Annotated in this window: 16 protein-coding genes and 1 riboswitch; of the genes, 4 read left to right on the top strand and 12 right to left on the bottom strand. The window is 64.6% G+C overall.

The window, feature by feature from the left end:
• Nucleotides 1-23 precede the first annotated feature (23 nt).
• Nucleotides 24-1,874 carry an RpoH suppressor gene (locus AC1DKR_RS07665; RefSeq protein ID WP_478032096.1) on the bottom strand — a complete coding sequence of 617 codons (1,851 nt, stop codon included), beginning with the start codon at nt 1,872-1,874 and terminating at the stop codon, nt 24-26.
• Nucleotides 1,875-2,016: 142 nt separating this feature from the next.
• Nucleotides 2,017-2,247: riboswitch (cobalamin riboswitch) on the top strand.
• A gap of 141 nt (nt 2,248-2,388) precedes the next feature.
• Here AC1DKR_RS07665 and AC1DKR_RS07660 point away from each other — a divergent pair.
• Complete coding sequence (locus tag AC1DKR_RS07660; protein ID WP_312786999.1) at nt 2,389-3,060, top strand: epoxyqueuosine reductase QueH; 672 nt, start codon at nt 2,389-2,391, stop codon at nt 3,058-3,060.
• A 57-nt stretch (nt 3,061-3,117) separates the two neighbouring features.
• Complete coding sequence (gene pncA / locus AC1DKR_RS07655; protein ID WP_442244002.1) at nt 3,118-3,744, top strand: bifunctional nicotinamidase/pyrazinamidase; 627 nt, start codon at nt 3,118-3,120, stop codon at nt 3,742-3,744.
• A 121-nt stretch (nt 3,745-3,865) separates the two neighbouring features.
• On the opposite strand, the gene purU is transcribed toward pncA, so the two are convergent.
• From purU to AC1DKR_RS07640, 3 genes are read right to left on the bottom strand one after another with little or no spacing between them, the layout of a single operon-like run.
• The gene (gene purU, locus AC1DKR_RS07650) at nt 3,866-4,717 is read right to left on the bottom strand and encodes a formyltetrahydrofolate deformylase (protein WP_478032181.1); all 852 of its coding nucleotides are present in this window, start codon (nt 4,715-4,717) and stop codon (nt 3,866-3,868) included.
• A 56-nt stretch (nt 4,718-4,773) separates the two neighbouring features.
• Nucleotides 4,774-5,646 carry a hypothetical protein gene (locus AC1DKR_RS07645; RefSeq protein ID WP_447944492.1) on the bottom strand — a complete coding sequence of 291 codons (873 nt, stop codon included), beginning with the start codon at nt 5,644-5,646 and terminating at the stop codon, nt 4,774-4,776.
• Between the two features lie 6 nt (nt 5,647-5,652).
• The gene (locus AC1DKR_RS07640; RefSeq protein ID WP_478032094.1) at nt 5,653-6,186 is read right to left on the bottom strand and encodes a hypothetical protein; all 534 of its coding nucleotides are present in this window, start codon (nt 6,184-6,186) and stop codon (nt 5,653-5,655) included.
• 194 nt (nt 6,187-6,380) lie between these two features.
• On the opposite strand from AC1DKR_RS07640, the gene AC1DKR_RS07635 reads away from it, so the two are divergent.
• Nucleotides 6,381-7,292, top strand: a complete 912-nt coding sequence (locus AC1DKR_RS07635) for a LysR family transcriptional regulator (RefSeq protein ID WP_478032092.1) — start codon at nt 6,381-6,383, stop codon at nt 7,290-7,292.
• A 3-nt stretch (nt 7,293-7,295) separates the two neighbouring features.
• Here the strand turns inward: AC1DKR_RS07635 and AC1DKR_RS07630 are convergent, their stop codons facing one another.
• The 3 genes from AC1DKR_RS07630 to AC1DKR_RS07620 form a co-directional block, all read right to left on the bottom strand.
• Entirely contained in the window at nt 7,296-8,399 is a 1,104-nt protein-coding gene (locus AC1DKR_RS07630; RefSeq protein ID WP_478032090.1) for an NADH:flavin oxidoreductase/NADH oxidase, read from the bottom strand.
• Nucleotides 8,400-8,499: 100 nt separating this feature from the next.
• The gene (locus AC1DKR_RS07625) at nt 8,500-9,303 is read right to left on the bottom strand and encodes an NAD-dependent protein deacetylase (protein ID WP_478032088.1); all 804 of its coding nucleotides are present in this window, start codon (nt 9,301-9,303) and stop codon (nt 8,500-8,502) included.
• A 43-nt stretch (nt 9,304-9,346) separates the two neighbouring features.
• Entirely contained in the window at nt 9,347-9,757 is a 411-nt protein-coding gene (locus tag AC1DKR_RS07620; RefSeq protein WP_025875773.1) for an acyl-CoA thioesterase, read from the bottom strand.
• Between the two features lie 92 nt (nt 9,758-9,849).
• Between AC1DKR_RS07620 and AC1DKR_RS07615 the strand changes: the two genes are divergently transcribed.
• Nucleotides 9,850-10,485 carry a LysE family translocator gene (locus AC1DKR_RS07615; RefSeq protein WP_447944489.1) on the top strand — a complete coding sequence of 212 codons (636 nt, stop codon included), beginning with the start codon at nt 9,850-9,852 and terminating at the stop codon, nt 10,483-10,485.
• 28 nt (nt 10,486-10,513) lie between these two features.
• Here the strand turns inward: AC1DKR_RS07615 and AC1DKR_RS07610 are convergent, their stop codons facing one another.
• The 5 genes from AC1DKR_RS07610 to AC1DKR_RS07590 all read right to left on the bottom strand — a co-directional run bounded on the left by AC1DKR_RS07610 (nt 10,514) and on the right by AC1DKR_RS07590 (nt 14,991).
• A complete protein-coding gene (locus AC1DKR_RS07610; protein WP_478032085.1) occupies nt 10,514-11,656 on the bottom strand; it encodes an XVIPCD domain-containing protein in 1,143 nt (380 codons plus the stop codon).
• 28 nt (nt 11,657-11,684) lie between these two features.
• Nucleotides 11,685-12,089, bottom strand: coding sequence for a hypothetical protein (locus AC1DKR_RS07605; protein ID WP_312786613.1), 405 nt, complete (start codon nt 12,087-12,089; stop codon nt 11,685-11,687).
• 446 nt (nt 12,090-12,535) lie between these two features.
• A complete protein-coding gene (locus AC1DKR_RS07600; protein WP_447944487.1) occupies nt 12,536-12,787 on the bottom strand; it encodes a hypothetical protein in 252 nt (83 codons plus the stop codon).
• 431 nt (nt 12,788-13,218) lie between these two features.
• Complete coding sequence (locus AC1DKR_RS07595) at nt 13,219-14,241, bottom strand: ribonucleotide-diphosphate reductase subunit beta (protein WP_478032082.1); 1,023 nt, start codon at nt 14,239-14,241, stop codon at nt 13,219-13,221.
• Between the two features lie 66 nt (nt 14,242-14,307).
• The gene (locus tag AC1DKR_RS07590; RefSeq protein ID WP_165375997.1) at nt 14,308-14,991 is read right to left on the bottom strand and encodes a hypothetical protein; all 684 of its coding nucleotides are present in this window, start codon (nt 14,989-14,991) and stop codon (nt 14,308-14,310) included.
• Between the last annotated feature and the right edge of the window lie 359 nt (nt 14,992-15,350).

The following is a 15,350-nucleotide window of genomic DNA, read 5'->3' as shown; positions in this document are numbered from 1 at the left end:
GCGAGCGCAGCAGCGCACCGCGATCAATAGATCGGCGTCACCTTCATCTGTGGCAACGGCCGTGGCGAGTCGTCGGTGAGGTCGGGACCAAGGTCATCCCAGCTGCGGCCCTGCTCCACCATCAACCCCCACAGCTGCTGCGACGCCAGCCGCTTGTCTTCCGAACCCAGCTTGTACGAGGGCGGCGGCGGTGCTCCGGTGGCCACCATCGCATAGGCCGCGCGATAGGCCAGCACCTGCTGCGCCGGATCATCGGTGCGCGATATCTCCAGCGTGTAGCGCTGGTAGGCCGAGGCCAGGTTGCGCCAACGGATCCAGTAATGGTTCTCGAACGAGAACGAACAGAAGCGTGCACCAGCCAGGCTGCCCTTGTCGGCGATGCGGGTCAGCACCTCCTGTGGCATGTCCAGGTTCATGCCACCCTCGTCGCCCTGCAGGCTCACATGCACGATGCGGTCGCGATACCCCGGCGCACGCGCCTGCAGCAGGTCGCGCCAGTTCTGCATGGTGGCCACCACCGCGAACAGGAAACGGCCCAGTTCGCCGGCCGCCAACGGCGTGGCGATGGACTGGTAATGCCGCTGCCATCCATGCCGGTTCTCGGTGGGCAGGAACACCGAGCGCTCCAGCGCCTGGCGGCTGTCGCTCTCGCGCACCACCGGCTCGGGGCGTTGCGGATAGACCAGGTTGATGGCGAAGGTCGGCCAGCGCGGCAGTGCGGCATCGAACAGGTGGATCGGGAAGTTGCTGCTGATGCCGCCATCGGAGAACCAGCACACCCGGAACGCGGTGATCACCGGACCACAGGCCTGGCCCGCGCTGGTCAGCCCTTCCATGCTGTCGGCCACGTTGTGCCCGGCCTCACCTGCAGCCGTCGACGTCGGCTCGCAGCGACGTTCGCGACGCGAGGGCTCATGCAGCGGCACCGCGCTGATCAGCAGCGGGAAGCTGAGGCTCATGCGCGTGGCCACCAGTACCGGCAGCGATGCACCCTGCGGCAGGTGGTAGTAGTTGCGCCCTTCAACCTCGCGCGGTGGACCGGCATGGTCGACCATCCACTGCACCACGCCGACCGGGAACAGCTGCTCGAATTCCTCGCGCAGGAACCAGAACTGCGCGCCGCCCAACGGCAATGTGCGCGGTTCATTGTGCGACACGCAGGTGGTGATCATCTGCAGGGTGATGGCATGCGGGCTGTCTGGCTCGTCTGCGTAACGGGGCGCGTCGTGCAGGTCGGCAAAGGTCAGCGGCGCATCCATCGGCTTGCCCGACAGCTGCTGCAGGCTTTCATGCAGCCACTCGGTCAGCGCGGGCTTGTCCGCACTGCGGCTCAGCCCGCTGCACAGGCCCAGCAGGTTGCGCCGCGCCACCCGTGCCACCCTTAGCGCAGCGGCGGCCACGCCTGCGCCATAGGCACACAGCAGCGAAGGCAGCAGGGTCGCCGCGACGCCGCTCCAGCCGCCGCCCCACCAGCCCAGGCCGAGCAACAGTGCCAGCGACACCAGCACTTCCAATGGCGCGATCTGGAACACCGCGATGGCCAGGCACAGCAGCTTGCGCGGCCAGCCTGCGTTGCCGGTCAGCACCACCAGCAGTCGATATGCCGCGCGCGCGCCACTGGCCGGTTGGAACAGGCTGTAGATGAACCCGCGCCGCGACAACTGTGCCGACACCGCCGACAGGCCACCGTACCCGGCGTCACCGGGCAGGGTTTCGCCGGCCTGCTGGCGCCGGTCGCCGTATGCCGCAGCGGCCGCCACGGCAGCGGCGATCGCACCGGCCGAGGTGCCACCGATGCTCTTGAAACGGTATTCGCGGGCCAGCGCGAGCACCGCATTGGGATACACGATGCCACTGGTGATGCCACCTTTCATGACCAGATCGCAGTACTTCGCCGCCACGAGCCACCTCCCGTCTGTCGGTGCCCAGTATGGCAAGACACGCTCTCACAGCCTGAGAAGGCAGCCACAGCTTCGGCGCGTGATGGTGTCCCTTGACCAAGACTGCCAACGGGTCCACCTTGCACCTGCCGAAGGTATCCATCCTGGCGTTCATGCGAGGGGATGGATTTAAACGGGAATCCGGTGAAGGCGCTTCGCGCGCCCATTCCGGAGCTGCCCCGCAGCGGTGAATGGAAACGAATCCTGCCAACAGCACTGGGCTCGCGCCTGGGAAGCGGCAGGTAGTAGGTGGGCCAGCCGGCCCGTGTCCATCAGCCCGAATACCGGCCCCGGCCGGGGGACGCGACCGTCCCCTGACTCGACCTGGAATCTCCGCGGGGAGGTTGCCGGGGCCATCGTCGTCCTGCGCGTGCAGGCGGTGTGGCCGCGCGCGTCCTGTTCACGGTTTCCGTCCAGACCTGCTGCCCACGCCCAGATGCACCCGACGATGACCGAGCTCCAACGCCCCACCCTGACCCTTCCCGACAACGGCCAGCGCCTGTTGCTGCACTCGTGCTGTGCGCCATGCTCGGGCGAAGTGATGGAGGCGATCACTGCCTCCGGGATCGACTACGCGATCTTCTTCTACAACCCCAACATCCATCCGGTGAAGGAATACGAGCTGCGCAAGCAGGAGAACATCCGCTTCGCCGAACAGCACGGCATCCCCTTCATCGACTGCGACTACGACACCGACAACTGGTTCAGCCGTGCGCGTGGCATGGAGAACGAACCCGAGCGTGGCATCCGCTGCACGATGTGCTTCGACATGCGCTTCGAGCGCACCGCGCTGTACGCGCACGAACATGGTTACGACACCATCAGCTCATCGTTGGGCATCTCGCGCTGGAAGAACATGGCGCAGATCAACGACTGCGGTGTGCGCGCCGCCTCGCGCTACGAGGGCCTGCAGTACTGGGACTACAACTGGCGCAAGGGCGGCGGTGCCAGCCGCATGGTCGAGATCAGCAAACGCGAGCAGTTCTACCAGCAGGAATACTGTGGCTGCGTCTACTCGCTGCGCGACGCCAACCGTCATCGTCGCGAGAACGGCCGCGAACGCATCAGGATCGGCCTGCTGTATTACGGGCAGGACAATGACGCCGCCAGCGGCGATTGACGTGCACGCGAGGGGCGGCCACGCTGTTCGCCCCTCCTGCGTTGTACCGGACCTGCCATGACCACCCTGCCCGCTGATGTCGCCCTGCTGGTGATCGACCTGCAGCCGGACTTCATGCCCGGTGGCGCCCTCGCCTGCGAACAGGGCGATGCGCTGGTGGCACCGATCAACGCGCTGCTGGCCGAGCGCCGCTACCGCACCGTGGTGGCCACCCAGGACTGGCACCCAGGCGACCATGCCTCGTTTGCCAGCCAGCATCCGGGGCATCTGCCCTTTGAAGCGATCCTGCTGCACGCGCAGCCGCAGACCCTGTGGCCGGACCACTGCGTGCAGGGCAGCACCGGCGCCGCCCTGCACCCCGGCGTGGACTGGACCGTGGCCGACCTGATCCTGCGCAAGGGCACCCGCCAGCAGGTGGATTCGTACAGCGCCTTCCGCGAGAACCACGGCCCCGATGGCACGCGTCCGGCTACCGGACTGGCCGGCTGGCTGCACGAACGCGGCATCCGCGAGGTGCACGTGTGCGGGTTGGCACGCGACTACTGCGTGCTGTGGAGCGCGCAGGACGCGGTGAAGTCGGGGTTCCGGGTGAAATTCCTGTGGGAGCTGACCCGCCCGGTGACCGAGGCCAATGACGTCATGGTGCGCGATGCCCTGGCGAAGGCGAGGATCGCGATTCTGTAATTTCGCCCCTGCAGGGACCGATGGTAGTGCCGGCCGCTGGCCGGCATCTGCACAGGTTCCGTGGCTGCCGGCCAACGGCCGGCACTACCCGGGCGCGCGTGCGCTGGTATTCCTGTCGGAACTATCGGAACACCACCGTGCGGTGCCCGTTGAGCAGGATGCGGTGCTCCACATGCCGGCGTACCGCCCGCGCCAGCACCTGCGATTCGGTATCGCTGCCCAGCCGTACCAGTTCGCGCGGGGTCATCGCGTGGTCCACGCGGGCCACGTCCTGTTCGATGATCGGGCCTTCGTCCAGGTCTTCGGTGACGTAGTGCGCGGTGGCGCCGATGATCTTGACCCCGCGCGCGTGCGCCTGGTGGTACGGCTGCGCGCCCTTGAAGCTGGGCAGGAAGCTGTGGTGGATGTTGATCGCCCTGCCCGCCAGCGCACGGCACAGCGTGGGCGAGAGAATCTGCATGTAGCGCGCCAGCACCACCAGGTCGATGCGCTCGCGCTCGACCAGATCGATGATCTGCTGTTCCTGCGCCGCGCGCGTGTCGGCGTTCACCGGCAGGTGGTGGAACGGCACCTGGTAGGACGCTGCCAGTGCTGCGAAGTCGGCATGGTTGGAGGCCACCGCAGCGATGTCCACCTTCAACTGGCCGCTGTGCGCACGGAACAGCAGATCGTTCAGGCAATGGCCCTGCTTGCTGACCAGTACCAGCAGGCGCGGCCGGCGGCGGCCATCATGCAGCTGCCAGTCCATGCCGAAGTCCGCTGCCACTGCGGCCATCGCCGTGTGCACGGTGTCCAGCGGCAGGCCCGCATCGCGGTCGAAGTGCACGCGCAGGAAGAAGCGACCGCTCTCCTCGTCGCCGAACTGCTGGGCGTCGAGGATGTTGCAGCCGTGGTCGAACAACAGGCCCGACACGCGGTAGACGATGCCGGTACGGTCGGGACAGGAGAGAGTGAGGATGGAATCGGGGCGCATCGCCGGAGTGTAGGGCAGCGCACTCCCGTGGTGCACGATCATGTCAAATGCAACCATCAGTCAAAGGCAAGGCGAAGAGCGCGCATGATTGGAGCAACTTCCTCCCCCGCACCTCGCCAACCGGTTCCAGTTTCAATGATCCTACCCTCGCGAACAAGGTGAAAGACCGGAGTCTGCTGACGGTCGAAAGCCGCCCACCTCTTGTCCATGTACATCGCGCTCATCGGCAGCTCAGGATGAAGTCCATTCCATTCGGCGATGCTATCGCCGGCCCAGTGCGGGCCATTGGGCACTACCAACACCAGCTTGGCGCGGAGCCCCTGATAGGCAGGTTGGGCGACAATGCTCTGCAGGGCTCTTCGTGAGTGGCCACAACGCGGATGAACGATGGCAACAACCTGGTCTCCGCTCAGCCGTATCGAATCACGAACGAGGGAACCGTCAGCCTGGACAGCGTACACGGGCAGGCCGGGCGGGAAGCGGCCCGGAAGAACCCGAGGAAGCGCCGGGAGATTGCTGAGCCACTGCCGACGCAGCCGTTCTGCTTGGGCAAAATCGCCCCTTGCCACATGTAGTCCTATCAGCCTGCGATGATGCTCAGCGCCGGCGGTGCCGCGCTCGACCAACAGGCCGTACTGTGCCAACGCATTGCGCAGCGGTTCGGCATCCGGTACGTAGTTGGCGAACAGCGCCGCAGCCTTGAACTGGTCCTCGATGACGCGGTCCTTGTTTCTGCAGCCGACCGCACGTGATGCCCGGCGACCCGCAACGTAGATGTGCGACAGCGCCTCGATGCGATCACGTGCAGGTGCATTCAGCGTTGTCGCCTCCGCCTTCAACAGCTGTGTGTAGGTATCGACCTTACATATGGATACAGGGCTGATACTGGACGCAGCTCCTAGAACAAGCATCCATTCGAGGAGCAGCATGCGCGCTCAACAACCCGCCATGCAGACGTACTCTGTGGACTCTCTGCACGTTGCACGGGCGACACATCGATATCCCATGTGATCCTCCACGAGCTCACCGGATTGGACATACGAGCGGTGGATATCGAGATCAACCTCATTCTCGACACGCAACCCTGGCATCAGCCGGAGTGTGCGTTCGGCACCGAACAGCGACAGCAGCCGGTGGGCTTGACTGTAGCTCAGCTCGCTGGCGATGGCTTCCGTCGAGTAGCCAACCAGGCCGTTCTCGTTGAATGACAGCGAGGTCAGGAACTGCTCCAGCCCGTCCACGGACAGGAGCGTCAGCGGCGAATCCACGGGGATCACGGCGAGGTAGCTGTCCAGGCGCGCTGCGCTGGATATCTGCGCGTTCTTCTGCGCGACGAGCACCTGCTCACGTAGTGATTCCCGCACACCATCGCCCGTCTGGGCGGAAGCGGCAGCGGCAGCGGCAGCGGCAGCGGCAGCGGAGTAGGCAAGCACCAGTGCAAACAAAGAGAAGCGCGTGCAGCTCTGCATGATGAACTCCTGTATGCGGCGAACGTGCCGTGGTCAGCGTAGTGCGGGGCGTTGCGGCAGGATTGTGCGTCCGGTCTCGCAACGCCTGCATTGCAACAATTCCTATGCCACCGGCCGCCGGGGTTCGCGGGCAAAGCGGCGCTTGGGACAGACCCAAGCGATACTTGGCCTTCCGCATGGCAAGCTGGTCGGTCATGAACCTGTTGCAGCTCATTCGCAGCTTCACCCGCACCGCAGAGACCGGCAGCATTGCCGCTGCGGCGCGCACCCTTGGCATCAGCGCCACCGCCGTGGGCCAGAACATCAACCGGCTGGAGGCCCACCTGGGCGTGCGGCTGCTGAACCGCAGTACGCGCCAGCTGGCGCTGAGCGAGGCCGGCACGGTGTATCTGGCGCAGGTGCGGCATATCGAAGCCGACCTGGCGCGCGCGCAGGCGATGGTCACCGCCGGCGACGTGGAACCGGCCGGGCCCCTGCGCATCGCCAGCAGCAGCGCGTTCGGCCGGCACGTGCTGGCACCGCTGCTGCCCTCACTGCAGCAGCGGTGCCCGCAGCTGCAGCTGGAACTGCGCCTGACCGATCGCGCTGTGCAGCACGGTGCCGAGGCGGTGGATGCCAGCATCCGCATCGGTGCGCAGCTGGAGGACGGGCTGGTGGCACGTCCACTGGCACGCATCCCGTTCGTGTTCTGCGCCTCGCCGGCGTACCTGCAGGCACACGGCACGCCGCTGCAACCGGCGCAGCTGGCCGCCCATCGCGGCCTGCTGCATCGCTTTCCCACCGATGGCCGGCCGCTGCGCTGGGGCCTGCTGAAGAACGGCGAGCGGGTGGATGCCGCGCTGCCGCCGAGCATGGTCTGCGATGACATCGATGCGCTGGCCGAGCTGGCCGCCGCCGGTGCCGGCATCACCCGGCTGGCGGCGTTCGTGGCCGAGCCCTACCTGCGCGATGGTCGCCTGCAGTGCGTGTTCGGTTGCGGCACCGACTGGCAGCCGGAACCGATGGACGTCTACTTCTGCGTGAGCGACCGCCGCGATTTCACCGCCAAGATCCGCGCGCTGTTCGAGCACCTGCAGGCCGGCCTGCCGCCGGCCTGGCAAGTGTAGTACTCAGCGCGGGCTGAACACGCCGCGTGCGTCGCGCGGTTCGCAGCGCAGGTACTGCGGTGCCGGCACCACGCTGTCGCCCAGTGCAGCAGCGGCGTGCCACGGCCAGCGCGGGTCGTACAGGATGCCGCGGGCCAGTGCGATGGCATCGGCCTGGTTGTGGCGCAGGATCGATTCGGCCTGCTCCGGCTCGGTGATCATGCCCACCGCGATCACCGGCATGCGCACCTTCTTGGCCTTGATCGCCGCCGCGAACGGCACCTGGTAGCCCGGGCCAACACTGATCTTCTGGCGCTCGTGCAGGCCGCCGCTGGACACATGCAGGAAATTGCAGCCGCGCGCGTCCAGCACCTGTGCCAGCGCCTCGCTCTGCACGATGTCCCAGCCACCCTCGACCCAATCGCTGGCGGAGATGCGCACGCCTACGGCGACCTTGTCCGACACTGCGGCACGCACCGCGTCGAACACTTCCACCAGCATCCGCAGGCGGTTCGGCAGCGAGCCGCCGTAGCCATCGGTGCGGCGGTTGCTCAGCGGCGACAGGAACTGATGCAGCAGGTAGCCGTGTGCAGCATGGATCTCGATCAGCTCGAAGCCCAGGCGCTCGGCGCGCACCGCACTGGCGGCGAAAGCGGCAACGACTTCGGCAATACCGGCCTCGTCCAGTTCCTGCGGTGCCGGGTCGGCGGCATGGAACGGCAGCGGCGACGGCGCAACCGTGGTCCAGCCGAGTGCATCATCGGCCGGCAGCTGGCCACCGCCGTCCCAGGGACGATTCACCGACGCCTTGCGGCCCGCATGGCCCAGCTGCACGCCCAGCGGCATCGGCGACCAGCGGCGAACGCTGGCCAGCACCTGCGCCAGGGCCGCTTCGGTGCCGTCGTCCCACAGGCCCAGATCGGCCCAGCTGATGCGGCCGCGCGCTTCGACCGCGGTGGCCTCCAGGATCAACAGGCCCGCACCGGACTGCGCCAGGTTGCCCAGATGCATGGCGTGCCAGTCGCTGGCGCGGCCGTCTTCGGCAGAGTACTGGCACATCGGCGCGACGACGATGCGGTTGGACAGGGTCAGGGGGCCGAAGGAAATCGGCGAAAACAGCTGGCTCACGGCAGTGGGGGTGTACCAAAGGGGGTGCGTATTGCACCGCTGTGCGGCCGATAGATCAACCGTGTGGGTGGATCGCTGTTTCGTGGGAAGCCACAGACGGTCAGCGCACCCAGCCGGCCAACGCCTCGGCGCAGTCGCGCTCGTCCTTGAACTGCAGCAGATCGTCGGCACGGGTGCGGCCACGGTTCAGCGCGGCCACCGGCAGACCCGCCTTGGCCGCGGCCTGCACGAAGCGGAAGCCGGAATAGACCATCAGCGAGGAGCCCACCACCAGCACCGCATCCGCCTGCTGCAGGTGGTCGTGCACCGCAGCCACGCGCTCACGCGGCACGTTTTCGCCGAAGAACACCACGTCCGGCTTCAGCAGGCCACCGCAGTGCAGGCAGTCCGGCACAGCAAACGCGGAGAAGTCGGTTTCCAGATCGGCATCGCCGTCGGGCGCGATACCGGCCTGCAGCGATTCCCAGCCGGGGTTGGCCTGCAGCAGCCGCTGCTGCAACGCCTCACGCTCGCTGCGGCGTTCGCAGCCCATGCAGCGCACCAGGTCCAGGCGGCCATGCAGGTCGATCACGTTCTGGCTGCCCGCGCGCTGGTGCAGGCCATCCACGTTCTGGGTCAGCAGCACCTGCAGCTTGCCGCTGTCCTCCAGTGCGGCCAGCGCCTGGTGGGTGCCGTTGGGCCGGGCCTGGCCGAAGCGCGGCCAGCCCAGCAGGCTGCGCGCCCAGTAGCGCTGGCGGGTGGCGGCCTCGCCCATGAAGGCCTGGTAGGTCACCGGCGGCGTGCGCTTCCACTGGCCATCGGCATCGCGGTAATCGGGGATGCCCGAGGCGGTGCTGCAGCCGGCCCCGGTCAGCACGAACAGGCGCTGGGCGCGGTCGATGAAGTCGGTCAGCGGCGGGGTCATGACAGCCAGATGGGGGCGCATCGGCGCCCCCGCAAGCATCGGCTCAGGCCGCCGGCGCGCCGGGCAGCTGCGGCACGGTCACCGGGTGGCCATCGTCGCCCAGGGCGATCATCACGAAGTGGCCGCGGGTGCACAGCTTGCGCTCGCCGCTGTGCAGGTCCTCGGCGATCAGCTCCACCTCGACCTTCATCGAGCTGCGGCCAACCTCGACGATGCGGCCGATCGTCTCCACCATCTGGCCGATGCGGATCGGCAGCTTGAAATCGACCTGGTCGCTGCGCGCGGTCACCACGGTGCGGCGCGAGTAGCGGGCGGCGGCCAGGAAGGCGGCCTTGTCCATCCATGCCAGCGCCTGGCCGCCGAACAGGGTGCCCATGTGGTTGGTGTGGTTGGGAAAGACGATTTCGGCCATGCGCACTTCGGTCGGCGGCACGGTCTCGGGGATGGGGGTCATGGGGGCGGTTCGGGTGTGGGGTGAGACGGATTTTAAGGCAGGTAGCATGCAGGCGGCGCTACACTTCGGCACCCCCACTGTGTGAACCCACCATGCCCGCCACGTCCGACCTGCTGGCCTTCGCCCTTGTCTCGCTGGCCATGGTGCTGACACCCGGGCCGAACATGATCTACGTGATCTCGCGCTCGATCTGCCAGGGCCGCATGGCCGGGCTGATCTCGCTGGGCGGGGTGGCGCTGGGCTTCGTGTTCTACATGCTGTGCGCGGCGCTGGGCATCACCGCGCTGCTGATGACCGTGCCGTTTGCCTACGACGCGCTGCGCATCGGCGGCGCGCTGTACCTGCTGTACCTGGCGTGGCAGGCGCTGAAGCCCGGCGGCCGCTCGCCGTTCGCGGTGCGTGACCTGCCGGTGGACGGCCCACGCAAGCTGTTCGCGATGGGTTTCCTGACCAACGTGCTGAACCCCAAGGTCGCGGTGATGTACCTGTCCCTGCTGCCGCAGTTCCTGCACCCGGACAGCGAGGGCAGAGTGCTGATGCAGTCGCTGGTGCTGGGCTCCACCCAGCTGCTGGTCAGCGTGAGCGTGAACGCGGTGATCGCGATAATGGCAGGCAGCATCGCCGGCTTCCTGGCCGCCCGCCCCATTTGGCAGGCGGTGCAACGGTGGTTCATGGGCACGGTGCTGGCCGGCCTGGCCGTGCGCATGGCGGTGGATGGGCGGCGGTGATGACCCTTCCGATACCGCAGCGATACTCCTATCTCAAGAACGATGGACTTTCCTGCGTATGGACAAGCTGTGCCGGCTGTTGTTCAAGGATCGCTGCTTGCGATTGACTCAATGCATCAGCACGATGAAGCGACTCCGCTTCAGGCGCACGAAGCGCATCCATCGTATTCATGTGTCCTCGGCGATGGGCAGGATCATCCATTGCCCCCTCCACTATGAAGACCCTCTCCCCACGAGCCAGGCTTTCTGTCGGGTTGTTGAGCACAACATGGTCAACCCGCGAAAGCCCCTGCTCCTTCGCCAGTACCAGCAGGCTTGCGGACATGCGCTGACTCGACTCGTCCCACGGCTTCCCATGCTCGGTGTCCAAGCGTTCCACACCAGCCCTGATCTGCATATAGAGAGCACGGTCTGCATCGCCAAGTTCAGCTGTTGAAGAAGACACTCGATGTAGCGACGGTGAGTCGTCGGCGGGAGTGCCAACTCTCTCCGCAACTGCGGTGCGCTCGGCGTCAAGTTCTGGCTCTGGCCTGCGTCGTCGCTGCCGCTGCGAGGGCGCTATGTGCTGGTCATAATATGCGCCGTAGTAAAGCTCGTAGTTCGCATGAGGACCAACAGACGGAGTCTCCGTCTTGAAAACCTCGGCGATCTGATCCAGTGCTTGGCTACGGTTGATCCGTCCGGCCTGGAGTTCCGCCGCAATGGCTCCATATTGTTGTGGCCGGTTACCTGTGCCGGAAACGCCAATGTCCGGACCACCAGCGGCGACAATTTCGCGCTGGATCTGGACATTGCTGAGCGTCGCGGCGGCTTCTCCTCGCAACATGCTGTTTACATAGGATTGCTTGGAAGTCCGATCCGGGCCTTCGGTGAAGAGATGGTGTCCAACTTCGTGAGAAAGTGAACGTGCGATTCGGGAGCCTTGCCCAATCGCGTTTTCGTCAATAACGATCTTCTCACGGGGAACAAGATAGGTGCCCATACCGGCTTGTCCCCAGACGTTATCAAGATCGTCGCGTTCGGCCTGTGCGAGACCCGCTCGGAGTGTTGGGGATTTCGCCAGAAGCGGCGCCAACGAGGGGTCGGCCGATGGCGATGCTGGACGACGTGCGGCGCCAGGGCGCCCCCCCTCCTGCGACTGTGGCAGTCCAACTTCTTCAGTACGCTCCATGGCGCGGCTCCTTCGCAATGACAGGGGATCAGCGGTGACTGATCAGTACGCGGGTCAGTGTCACGTTGTCTGGGGCGAGACTGAGGACGACCTCAGCACCGTTCACCTTCGCGGACCAGTAAGGGCGGGAGCCAGGCGCATCGGGGTGAGGGGGGTATAGGGTGGAGTCCTCCCAGATGATCTCCTCGAGCAGAATGCTGGGTGGCGCGACATCAAATGTCAGCTTCGCATGCGCAGGATCGTCGGGAACACTTCTCAGGGTGATGTTCCGGACCTCAAGGTCGCCCAACCTTCCGCGTTCTGCGACCCGCTCGTCCCGCAGGCCCTGTCGCGTCGGTGCACCCAGGTGCGTGTGAAGTTGTTCATTCAATGCGTCGACATCATCAAAACGCACGCCTGCCAAACGCTCGATGTCGTACTTGAATCGCTCCATACCAATTTCACTCCCTGATTTGACGGACTGTCTTTGATTCAAATGATGCGAGGGGGTTGGGCGTGCACCGCTCGAACACGCTGACAGTACCAACGCTGCAATAGTGATTGTGAGGCAGCGATACCCTGCTACCCAGGGGCGGCGCCGAAGTCCACCTTTTGATGAAGAAGTGCATTTCTCGACCGATGCATCCATGAAAGTACCTCTCGCGGGAGTCCCACTTTCGCGAATCTAGCACGACGTCGGAGTCAAGCAGGTCACTGGCCGTGGGCACTCAAGCGCCGATGTGACACGTCGGCTCGGTATATCGAAGCCCTCTGCCGGGCTGGCGGTGCGCATGGCGGTGGATGGGCGGCGGTAACGCCGGGCCGCGCCCGGCGCACTGCCTGCCGCACTACGAGAACCTCCCGCGCTGCGCGCTCGCCGGGCGTGGCCCGGCGCTACCTTCAGTGCACGGTCGGTTCGGCGACCAGTTGCGCCATCGTTTCGGCGCAGCGGCGGCCGTTGACGGCCAGACACAGCATCGCGTGCGTGGCATCGGCCAGTCGCTTGCCCTGTAGCGGCGAGGTTTCGCCGTTGGCCTGCGCCAGCTGGTGATCGCACAGCAGCAGCGCCGTGCCTTCAATGCCCTGCATGAGGCGCTGCAGACGCAGCAGCAGGTGGTTGAGTTCATGCGCGTTCGTCGGATCGGTGCTCATGGTGGTGCCTCCACTACGGATCAGGCCACCGGTGAGGGTGGCGGACGATGCGTGGCTGCAATCCCGGAAAGAAGTCAGTGAAGAACCGGTGGGCTCTCGCCCTCCAACGCATCGCCCGCCATAGGCGTGCGACGGTCCACCAACCGCCACCGGACAATGCCGGCGACGGTTGATGAGCCTAACTCTGACTTCTTTCACGGGATTGCAGTCCCGGCTGCTGGTACGCCAGCAGCGCGCCATGATGTGCAGCGGAAACAGCGTGTTTCCAGTGGCTTACGCGACATGCCTGCACGTTGCGGGCGGAGCCGACGCGCAGGGTCGTTATCAACCATCGATGCGGATTACGTCATTGCGCGCGTCGCACGACCGTAAATACAAAAAACCCCGGCGGTGGCCGGGGTCTTTCGACGCAACACACCTGACCGGTTCGATCAGAAGTTCATGTCGAAGGCGACTTCGCCCTTCACGCCCACCTGGTAGGCCGAGGCGCGGCGTTCGAAGAAGTTGGTCAGTTCCTGCACGTCCTGCAGTTCCATGAAGCTCAGCGGGTTGCGCACGTTGTACTTGCGCTCCATGCCCAGGCGATGGAAATGGTTGTCGGCGCAATGCTGCAGGTACTGGCGCATGTCACGGGTGGAGATGCCTGCCACGCCACCGGACAGCACGTCCTCGGCGAACTGCACTTCACACTCGATGGCTTCGGCCAGCATGTCGTAGACATCCTGCTTCATCTTATCGTCGAACAGATCCGGCTCTTCCTCGCGGATCACGTCCACGCACTCGAAGGCGAAATCCATGTGCGCGCTTTCGTCGCGGAACACCCAGTTGGTGCCCGAGGCCAGGCCATTGAGCAGGCCGCGCGAACGGAAGTAGTACACGTAGGCGAACGCAGCGAAGAAGAACAGGCCTTCGATGCACGCAGCGAAACAGATCTGGTTGAGCAGGAACTGGCGGCGCTCGTCGCGGGTCTCGATGCGCTTCAGGTCCTGGATCGAGTCGATCCACTTGAAGCAGAAATCGGCCTTCTTCTTGATCGAGTCGATGTTCTCCACCGCGGCGAAGGCTTTGACGCGCTCGTCCGGATCCGGCAGATAGTTGTCCAGCAGGGTCAGGTAGAACTGCACGTGCAACGCTTCTTCATACAGCTGGCGCGACAGGTACATGCGCGCTTCGGGCGCGTTCAAGTGCTGGTACAGGTTCAGCACCAGGTTGTTGGACACGATCGAATCACCGGTGGCGAAGAAGGCGACCAGGCGGTGGATCAGGTGACGCTCGCCCGGCGACATCTTGCTGTGCAGGTCGCTGATGTCGATCTGGAAGTTGATCTCTTCCACCGTCCAGGTGTTCTTGATCGCGTTCCGGTACATGTCATAGAACTGCGGGTAGCGCATCGGGCGCAGGGTCAGTTCAAAACCGGGATCGAGCAGCATCTGCTTGCGGGTGGCTGATGTCATTTCTATATCTCTTCAATTTCTGCCGGGCCAAGGTGGCCCGGCGACTGGTCCAATATTAGTCCAAAACTACGCTGCGGCTGATCCGCTAAACCACCGGATCGCGATCTCCTCGCATGCCGCCTCAATGTCCTTCATCTTCCTGACGTGCGCCTTCGGCGCAACGGTCACGGATGAGGTCGGCACATCAACGACGTAACACTTGCGGTGATCCACATGCGAGTTACCTTTCTCGAGTTCCATGTAAACACGCATCGCCGTAGCAACGTACTCCGCGCCAGCTGAGGTCAAAGGCGAAGTCTTGGGAAAATGAAGCTTGAGAGCCCCTTCAATCTCGCCAGTCATCCAGTTCCGCAGATAGATATCAGGCCGGACAGATACGTACACACCAGAGATCGTCATACCTTGGGAAGTCGTACCTGGCATAGACACAGCAATGCAGTCACCGAGATCAATGTCACCAACAGCCTCAATAAAGCTCTCAATGGCGTCGGCCGAGGCGATTCGATCATTGATCGCGAACTCAGAACCCTCGCGGCTCTTGCGAAGCCGAGAAGCCACGGATAACAACCCGGCACGATCACTCATACCGGAGACGACGAAATCAACAATCGCCTCTCGAGCATCTTTGTAGCGCGCAGCAATAAAGGGCTGCGGTGTCCGTTGATCTGAAACAATACGTTTACGTCGCGACGGGGTCGGCGCCGTCATGTATTCACCAAGCTTATTCAAACTGATTCGAGGATCTTGCATTAGCTAACTCCTTGGAATCGTGCTGAGATTGTTTGTACAACCGATGACTAAGCTATCTAGAAGGGCTGGGCTACTTGAAGTAGCCCAGCTAGGTCCTGCTATCGAGCCTTGTTCGACTGTGACACCAAGCTTGCTGCCAATGTACGCGTGGTGGCAGACGATCGATCGTTGTTCAATGCGCGGCCTGCACGCTCTTCCATTCGAGCTCCGGTTTGACTGGCAGTCCCACGCTGAGCCAACACCGAGGCAGCGAGAGATCGCTCAAGTCCGGACGAGCTTCCATTGTTGAGAGTCCGTGCCGCCAACGAGGCAGCCGAAGCGGAGCTAGTTTTAGTATTTCTACTCATGATCAAGCCTCT

This window comes from Stenotrophomonas sp. 01N47, assembly GCF_056399165.1.
This window is presented reverse-complemented; position numbering and strand designations above follow the sequence as displayed.